This is a genomic window from Halothiobacillus sp. (genome assembly GCF_027346185.1).
GTDB lineage: Bacteria > Pseudomonadota > Gammaproteobacteria > Halothiobacillales > Halothiobacillaceae > Halothiobacillus.
In genome coordinates, this window is sequence record NZ_DAIESY010000151.1 from 1 (window position 1) to 6,964 (window position 6,964).

A 6,964-nucleotide genomic window follows, 5' to 3' on the forward strand; every position below is an offset into this window, starting at 1 on the left:
AGCGAGGGCATCGCTTGTTAGCCTGTGGAGAATCGGCGCAGTCAGGCCGTTCCGTGAAGCAGGAACCCACCGAAGTGACTCAAGCAGCCTCTGCTTGAGCGCCGTAGGAATCCCCTTGCTTTAGCTGGGGGAGGATGTCAAAAGATGACCATCCTGATCGACAATGTACGCTCATATGACTATTTAAAGGAGGATGAATCAATGAAAACTGCCACCGTGGCGAATGCCAAATCGCATCTATCCGCCTTGCTCGCTGAAGTCGAAGCTGGCCAAGGTGTCGTTATCACCCGCCGTGGAAAGCCAGTGGCACGTCTCGTTCCCGAGCCGCGATCAGGGGGGTTCGACTGGTCTGACTTGCGTAATTGGGTGTCTGCGCCGCCGACATCGGGTATGACCGTTGCCGAAATGCGCGAACAGGACCTGCTGTGATTTATCTTGACACTTCGGTGCTGGGCGCGATCTTTTTTCGAGAGGCTGGCGCGGCCAATCTTGTGGCTCGACTTGAAAGCCAGCGTAAAGCGAAGTTGATGATTTCGGCCTGGACGCTAACCGAGATGGCCAGCATCGGTGGCATCAAACAGAGGATGGGTGCCATTAATGCTGACACTCGCCAGCAGGCCATTGCCAATTTTCAGCGGTTTGCATCCATGTACCTTGTCACGGTAGAAATTGATCCGGCAGATTTTCGTACCGCAGCGGTACTTATCGAATCGCCTGCCGTCCTGCGTGCAGGGGACGCACTGCATCTGGCAATCGCTCGTCGTTTGTGTGCTAAAATCGCCAGTCTTGACCACCGGTTGTGTGCGGCGACTGAGGTGTTGGGGATGGCCAGATTTGAACTTTCGTGAGATGCACCAACCGTTAAAGGCTATACGGACATTGCTGGCATTGTCCATGTTCCAGATATCAACCATAGCGTTTCCGTTGTATGGTGGACAGGAAACTGACCGGCATTGCATCAGCGCTCATGCGCCCATTGCACCGCCTCATCAATAAGGTCGGTCAACTCGGTCTCGCTCATACTTGAGGTGGCTACTCTCGGTACCCGGATGAACGGAGCCGGTGGCGAGTAATGTTTCCCTCATGCAGATCACGCAGATCACGCAGATCGGCGAGTGCCAATTCAACTACACGATCGAGGACTTCCGCCGGTACCAGGCGCGACCTTTTTCTTCCCAAAATGGGCTAATGTGGCCGCAAGAAATTGCAGAACATTGTTGGCAGAGCGAGGTCAGAGAAACTTCCGGCGAGAGCGCAAAGCCGTCCCTGGAACGCGCCGGGCGGGATTAATACTGCATCCGTTCAGCATGAAATTGGCTGAGTTATGCCGCACCGATGTGGCGCGCACCGCGCAATGGTTCCATTTTGCCGCTCCAACGTGCGCCCTCGGTCAAAAGTTGCGGAAAACGCCCCAGCAGACTCGCCACAATGCGAGCGGGAACGGGTCGCATGAACAAATGTGCGAATAGTGCGGCCATACGCATGCGCTGTGAAAAATTGTCGCGCCAAGCCATCACATAGTCAAGCCGGATACCTTCAAGCATCCGGCTTGAATGAGGCCCCTCGCTGCGCAGATCCGGGTGTGCAATCAACTGTCCGCACAACAAAGCCGAGGATTGGATGGCCATGCTGATGCCTTCGGCAATAATGGGATGCGGTTCGACGGCTGCATTTCCGATGACAAAAACACCCGCGTGACCGAAGGCGTGAATTCCCGTCCTCAGCGGACCCGCGGACAACCATGAGCCGTCCAGCGTCGCCGTGGACAGTGCCAGGGCGACACCTTTGCACGATGCCCCGATATGCGCAAAGACTGCAGCACCGGCTCTTATATGAGGAAACTGTTTTCGGCATTGTTTCAACTGGTCGCGGCGTATGCAACATGACAGGCTGACGCGACCACCATCCGTGTGTACCATTCCGCCATATCCGCCTGGGAATGCGAGCAAGGGCATCAGGTCAAGAGGTAGTGTACTGTCAAGAAAATTGGCTTTGAAGCCGAACAGATCCGAGGCACGCGGAGGACGGTCCCAATCCTGGGTTGGCATCACGCCAGACTCCCAGGAGCCATGCGCAGCAAGGATCAACCCAGAATTCAATACATGGATATCTCCCCTGTGCTTATTGATAATTGTGCACTCGTAGCCATCATCGTTCGCAACGAACCCTGAGAGAATATACGGCTGCCATACTTCAGCACCAGCCTCTACTGCATACTTGAGCAACTGCGTATCCAAATGCTCGCGTCCCACGGCCCTGCCGCCTTCTTCCTTACCCCCGGTCTGTGAAGCCATTTGAGCAGTTACCATTGCATCGCCGACGTAAACCCCTATCCGGCGTACGACAGGTCCAGCGATTTCCATCAAATGATCCGCAACCCCAAACTGCTGCAACAATGACCAGGTCACTCCGGAAATGAATTCTCCGCACACCTTGCGCCGCGGAAACAGTGCCTTCTCGACGATGGCGACTCGCCACCCCACCTGCGCCAGGAGCATGGCAGCAGTGGCGCCGGACGGGCCGCCACCCACAACGATTGCGTCATAGCCAGTTTTCATTCAGGGATCTTTCCGTATGGCGAAAAAACAGTGGCCGAACAATCCCGCTGAATATTCCCACATTACCCAATCCTGAGGATTGGGCCACAATTTGGACAACTCTTTCGCACGAAATCCTGCATGCACACTCGATACTGCATCTTGCCGCGTCACTGGTCCGGCCCCCAGAAAGCCAACCAAATGACTTCCCACCAGTGTCAGGGAAGAACGCCTTGGCTCGAAACAAAGGAATACACGACAGCGCATTGCTATCCCTGCCAGTAGACGCGTGAGTTCGTCCGGCGAAAAATGATGCATGAACAGATTGGCGAAGACGACATCCAAGGGTGTATTGTCGGATTCTGCCAGCCAGTCGAATATGTCTACTGTCATAACGCAGGGGTTCCAACCGACTTTGTGGAAGCCTTCGAGTGTTTGTGGCGTGACCAGATTCAGCTGGTCCAGCAAAGCGATATGGGCGTCCGGCCAACCGGCAGACCGCCGCTGTGCCAAGCGGAGCATCAAGGAGCCGTCCCCTGCGCCAAGTTCAAGCAGGTTGCGCGGGCGGAATCCGGCAGTGCAGCAGTCCAGTGCATGTTGCACGATCGGCAGGGTCGCCATCGCGCGATGGATGCGTCGCAGGTCTTGCCTGGAACGTTGCGCACGCGGATCCTCAACTGCAAGGCCATCTAACAATTCCGGCTCGACGCGTCGCGGTAAACTCAAGCCCACTTGTGTTTTCTCCTGGTTTCAGCCGAACTTACGCTGCCTTGAGCAAGGCGCCGTGGCAACTGAATCCGGCGCCGAAGGAGGATACCCACCACCATCCGGGCTTTGCATTGTCCTTAAGTGCTGCCTGCAACACAAAATAAATAAAGGCACTGCTCATATTGCCGTATAGACGAAGCATATCTGCGCTGTAATGCAGATCTTCAGTCGTGATTTTCAGTTGATTTTGTAGTGCAATCAGCACATCCCGTCCGCCTGCGTGCATGATCCAGGCACTTATATCTTCAGGTTTCAGGTTTGCGCCATTCAGCACTGTGTTCAAAACCTGCTGAGCATGACCGGCAGCCAGCCAGGGAACCGTCCTGCTCAGGACATTACGTAGCATCCCCTGACGTGTCTCGAAAAATAGTGCGTCGCGCTCCGCCGGGTTGATGAGTGATGCAAATCCTTTCCACTCGATGCTGCGTCGCCGTGGATTCTGATGTCTGGACAGCACTGCTGCTCCAGCCCCATCGCCGAATAGGCAGGCACTGATCAACACACCTGGATCATTGTCAAGATACATTGCCGCACTGCTCACCTCGACACAAATTGACAGTACATTCAGACAACTGCCGGTCGACAGCAATGCTTCGGCGAGGCGCCAATTGGGCAGCGCCGCCGCACATCCCTGTCCGACCAGATCAAAAGCGAGCACATCGGTTCGTAGCCCCAGGCGTTCGATAACGTAACTGGTCAACCCCGGACAGAGGTAACCCGTGCAAGTGCTGATTACCACACCATCAATTGCGCTGGCATCGATACCAGCCTCCTTCAGTGCGGCCCCGCCAGCAGTTGCCCCCAGCGCGGGGGCATTGTCCAGAAAGCGGCCGTGCAGAGTGTCCGGGTCGATACTAAACACTTCATCCAGTGATTCGACGGCGAGCGACCTTGATTCGATGCCATTGTCCTTCTTGAGGACTGTTTCCATGATCATGTGTGAACGCAGATCAAGCCTTTGGAACCATTTCGAGGTCTTGAAGGCTTCCCAGCAGTCGGCTTTACTATAACGGTACGGCGGATTTGCCGTACCCAGGCCATTGATAAACATACAAACTCCAGAAGTAATCCGGTTAACTTTCCGATTCGAACCGCGCACAGACATGATTCGCGTCACCTATGCATGAATTCAGTGTCGGAGAAATGGAATCCCGGAACGTAGTTCCATTTCAATACACCTGCTCATTTTCCAGAATGCCAACGTATGATGTCAGGAACCGTGCGTTAGCCCACATTTGTCAATGGCCAACAGATTTGACCCACTTTTGGCCATTAATTTTGACCCACCCCAACCCCAGAACCACCGCCTAATTTTTGTCTCAGACGGTAGCTTTCACCACCCAGCATGAATATCTGTGCATGGTGTAGTGGAACACCAGTGCGTCAAGACCGACAGGGACAGCGGGATCGTCAACGACGCCAACGATTGGGCCGTGGAAACTTTGGGGAATGCCCGGTACCCGCTGGAACTGTTCCAGCGAGTCATCACCGTCAGTTTGGAGACCTTGAAGATTGTGCGGTCATTGCCTGAGTTGGACATTCAGCCTGTGAATGTTGGTGTGGACACCACGCGGCGAGGTTCGCCGTATTATCTCATTGAGGAAAACTAATGACCGCGAAACCGAAAAAATCCTCCCTGCCTTGGGTTGATCCTGATGATGCCCCAGAGGTTACGGATCAATGGGTCTCGGTAGCGAGTCTGTACGATGGGAATAGACTTGTTCGTCGTGGGCGACCTGTTGGCAGTTTGAAGGCTACGCCGACGTGGTCTCGACTGTTTCTGTTGAACGGGGACAATTCGGGGACAATCAGAATGAGTTTGGGTGAGACGAAATGAGAAAAACGGGGACAAAACGGGGACAGTGAGAGGCTTAAAACTTCAAAAAAACACAATTTATGGGAAAAATATCAAGAATTGTGTTAGTGTAACTTACTGATTTGTATATTATTTTATGGTGGGCGGTACTGGGATCGAACCAGTGGCCCCTGCCGTGTGAAGGCAGTGCTCTACCCCTGAGCTAACCGCCCTGCAAGCGAGAATCGCATGAGGACCGCCATTCTACACTGCCGGAGGTTTTTATGGCAAACCAATCCGTTATCGAATCCGTTATCGGGTATCGACTCAGGCTTTGACGCAGTCGACGTAAAACTTCGAGTCGCCGTTGCTGCCGGTCTTGGACAGGCCGTGGATGTCGGTTTCAAAACCTGGAAAGCGCTGGTTGAAGGAGCGGGCAAACTGCAGGTAGCGCACGATGGTGGCATTGAAACGCTCACCTGGGATGAGCAGCGGGATACCGGGCGGGTAGGGGGTGAGCAGCACCGAGGTGATGCGACCTTCCAGATGATCGATCTCGATCCGTTCGGTTTCGCGGTGGGCCATGCGCGCAAAGGCATCGGCGGGCTTCATGGCGGGCACCATGTCGGATAGGTACATTTCGGTGGTCAGTCGAGCCACATCGTTGGCGCGGTAGACTTCGTGGATCTGGTCGGATAACTGACGCAGCCCCCAGTTCTCATAGCGCGGGTGCTTGGCGACAAATTCCGGCAAGATGCGCCAAAGCGGCTGGTTTTTGTCGTAATCGTCCTTGAACTGCTGGAGTTCGGTGACGAGGGTATTCCAGCGTCCCTTGGTGATGCCGATGGTGAACATGATGAAGAATGAGTATAGGCCGGTTTTTTCCACCACCACGCCATGTTCGGCTAGGTATTTGGTCACCACCGCAGCCGGGATACCCATGTCGTGGAAGTCGCCGTCCACATCCAGCCCTGGCGTGATGACGGTGGACTTGATGGGGTCCAGCATGTTGAAACCGGGGGCCAGATCGCCAAACCCGTGCCAGCGCTCCCCCGGCTTGAGCATCCAGTCGCTGCGGTCGCCCACGCACTCCTCGGCCAGATAGTCCGGTCCCCAAACCTTGAACCACCAATCTGTCCCCCATTCTTCATCGACCTTGCGCATGGCGCGACGAAAATCCAGCGCTTCACTGATCGATTCCTCCAGCAGTGCCGTGCCACCTGGCGGCTCCATCATGGCGGCGGCAACGTCGCAGGAAGCGATGATGGCATACTGCGGGCTGGTGGAGGTGTGCATCAGGTAGGCTTCGTTGAAGCAATCCCGATCCAGCTTGCGCGTCTTGCTGTCCTGCACCAGGATCTGGGAGGCCTGGCTCAAGCCAGCCAGCAGCTTATGCGTCGATTGCGTCGACATGACCATCGACTCGTGACAGATGGGGCGGTCGCGGCCGATGGCGTGCATGTCCCGGTAAAAGTCGCTGAATGAAGCGTGGGGCAACCAGGCTTCGTCAAAGTGCAAGGTGTCGATGACGCCATCGAGCAGTTCCTTGATGGTTTCGACGTTGTAGAGGATGCCATCGTAGGTGCTTTGGGTGAGCGTCAGCACACGCGGCTGGACCTCGCTGTTCTGCGCAAAAGGGTTGGCGGCGATCTTGCGACGGATGTTCTCTGGTTTGAACTCTACCAGCGGAATCGGGCCGATGATGCCGTAATGGTTGCGGGTGGGCATGAGAAATACCGGAACAGCCCCAGTCATCATGATGGCGTGCAGGATTGACTTATGGCAGTTGCGATCGACCACCACCACATCCCCTGCTGCGACAGTGGAGTGCCACACGATCTTGTTGGAGGTGGAGGTGCCGTTG

At 55.3% G+C, this 6,964-nt stretch carries 8 protein-coding genes and 1 tRNA gene; 4 read left to right on the forward strand and 5 right to left on the reverse strand.

Annotated features, from left to right (window positions below; genetic code table 11):
• The first annotated feature begins 201 nt into the window (after positions 1-201).
• The 3 genes from M7R55_RS10770 (at position 202) to M7R55_RS10780 (ending at position 1,290) form a co-directional block, all read left to right on the forward strand.
• A complete protein-coding gene (locus M7R55_RS10770; RefSeq protein ID WP_298158296.1) occupies positions 202-429 on the forward strand; it encodes a type II toxin-antitoxin system prevent-host-death family antitoxin in 228 nt (75 codons plus the stop codon).
• Entirely contained in the window at positions 426-848 is a 423-nt protein-coding gene (locus tag M7R55_RS10775; protein WP_297479122.1) for a type II toxin-antitoxin system VapC family toxin, read from the forward strand. The genes M7R55_RS10770 and M7R55_RS10775 overlap by 4 nt, the downstream gene beginning before the upstream one ends.
• Positions 849-1,083: 235 nt before the next feature.
• On the forward strand, positions 1,084-1,290 hold the full coding sequence (locus tag M7R55_RS10780) for a hypothetical protein (protein WP_298220420.1): 207 nt from the start codon (positions 1,084-1,086) through the stop codon (positions 1,288-1,290).
• A gap of 32 nt (positions 1,291-1,322) precedes the next feature.
• Here the strand turns inward: M7R55_RS10780 and M7R55_RS10785 are convergent, their stop codons facing one another.
• Genes M7R55_RS10785 through M7R55_RS10795 form a run of 3 tightly spaced genes read right to left on the reverse strand, consistent with a single transcriptional unit; the run spans position 1,323 to position 4,356 of the window.
• The gene (locus tag M7R55_RS10785; RefSeq protein WP_297497544.1) at positions 1,323-2,558 is read right to left on the reverse strand and encodes an FAD-dependent monooxygenase; all 1,236 of its coding nucleotides are present in this window, start codon (positions 2,556-2,558) and stop codon (positions 1,323-1,325) included.
• A complete protein-coding gene (locus M7R55_RS10790; protein ID WP_298220422.1) occupies positions 2,559-3,269 on the reverse strand; it encodes a class I SAM-dependent methyltransferase in 711 nt (236 codons plus the stop codon).
• Positions 3,270-3,297: 28 nt separating this feature from the next.
• Positions 3,298-4,356: a 3-oxoacyl-[acyl-carrier-protein] synthase III C-terminal domain-containing protein gene (locus M7R55_RS10795; RefSeq protein WP_298220424.1), complete on the reverse strand. Its 1,059-nt coding sequence runs from the start codon at positions 4,354-4,356 to the stop codon at positions 3,298-3,300.
• A gap of 304 nt (positions 4,357-4,660) precedes the next feature.
• Here M7R55_RS10795 and M7R55_RS10800 point away from each other — a divergent pair, with 304 nt between their 5' ends.
• Positions 4,661-4,915: a hypothetical protein gene (locus M7R55_RS10800; protein WP_297500743.1), complete on the forward strand. Its 255-nt coding sequence runs from the start codon at positions 4,661-4,663 to the stop codon at positions 4,913-4,915.
• A 343-nt stretch (positions 4,916-5,258) separates the two neighbouring features.
• Here the strand turns inward: M7R55_RS10800 and M7R55_RS10805 are convergent.
• Positions 5,259-5,333: transfer RNA gene (locus M7R55_RS10805), tRNA-Val, on the reverse strand.
• Positions 5,334-5,427: 94 nt separating this feature from the next.
• Positions 5,428-6,964, reverse strand: a 1,537-nt coding sequence (locus M7R55_RS10810) for an aminotransferase class I/II-fold pyridoxal phosphate-dependent enzyme (RefSeq protein WP_298220426.1), incomplete at its 5' end; no start/stop codon positions are given.

Coding starts and splice junctions, on each gene's coding strand:
- M7R55_RS10770 (WP_298158296.1), top strand. CDS start 202: ATGAAAACTGCCACCGTGGCGAATGCCAAATCGCATCTATCCGCCTTG.
- M7R55_RS10785 (WP_297497544.1), bottom strand. CDS start 2,558: ATGAAAACTGGCTATGACGCAATCGTTGTGGGTGGCGGCCCGTCCGGC.
- M7R55_RS10795 (WP_298220424.1), bottom strand. CDS start 4,356: ATGTTTATCAATGGCCTGGGTACGGCAAATCCGCCGTACCGTTATAGT.
- M7R55_RS10780 (WP_298220420.1), top strand. CDS start 1,084: ATGCAGATCACGCAGATCACGCAGATCGGCGAGTGCCAATTCAACTAC.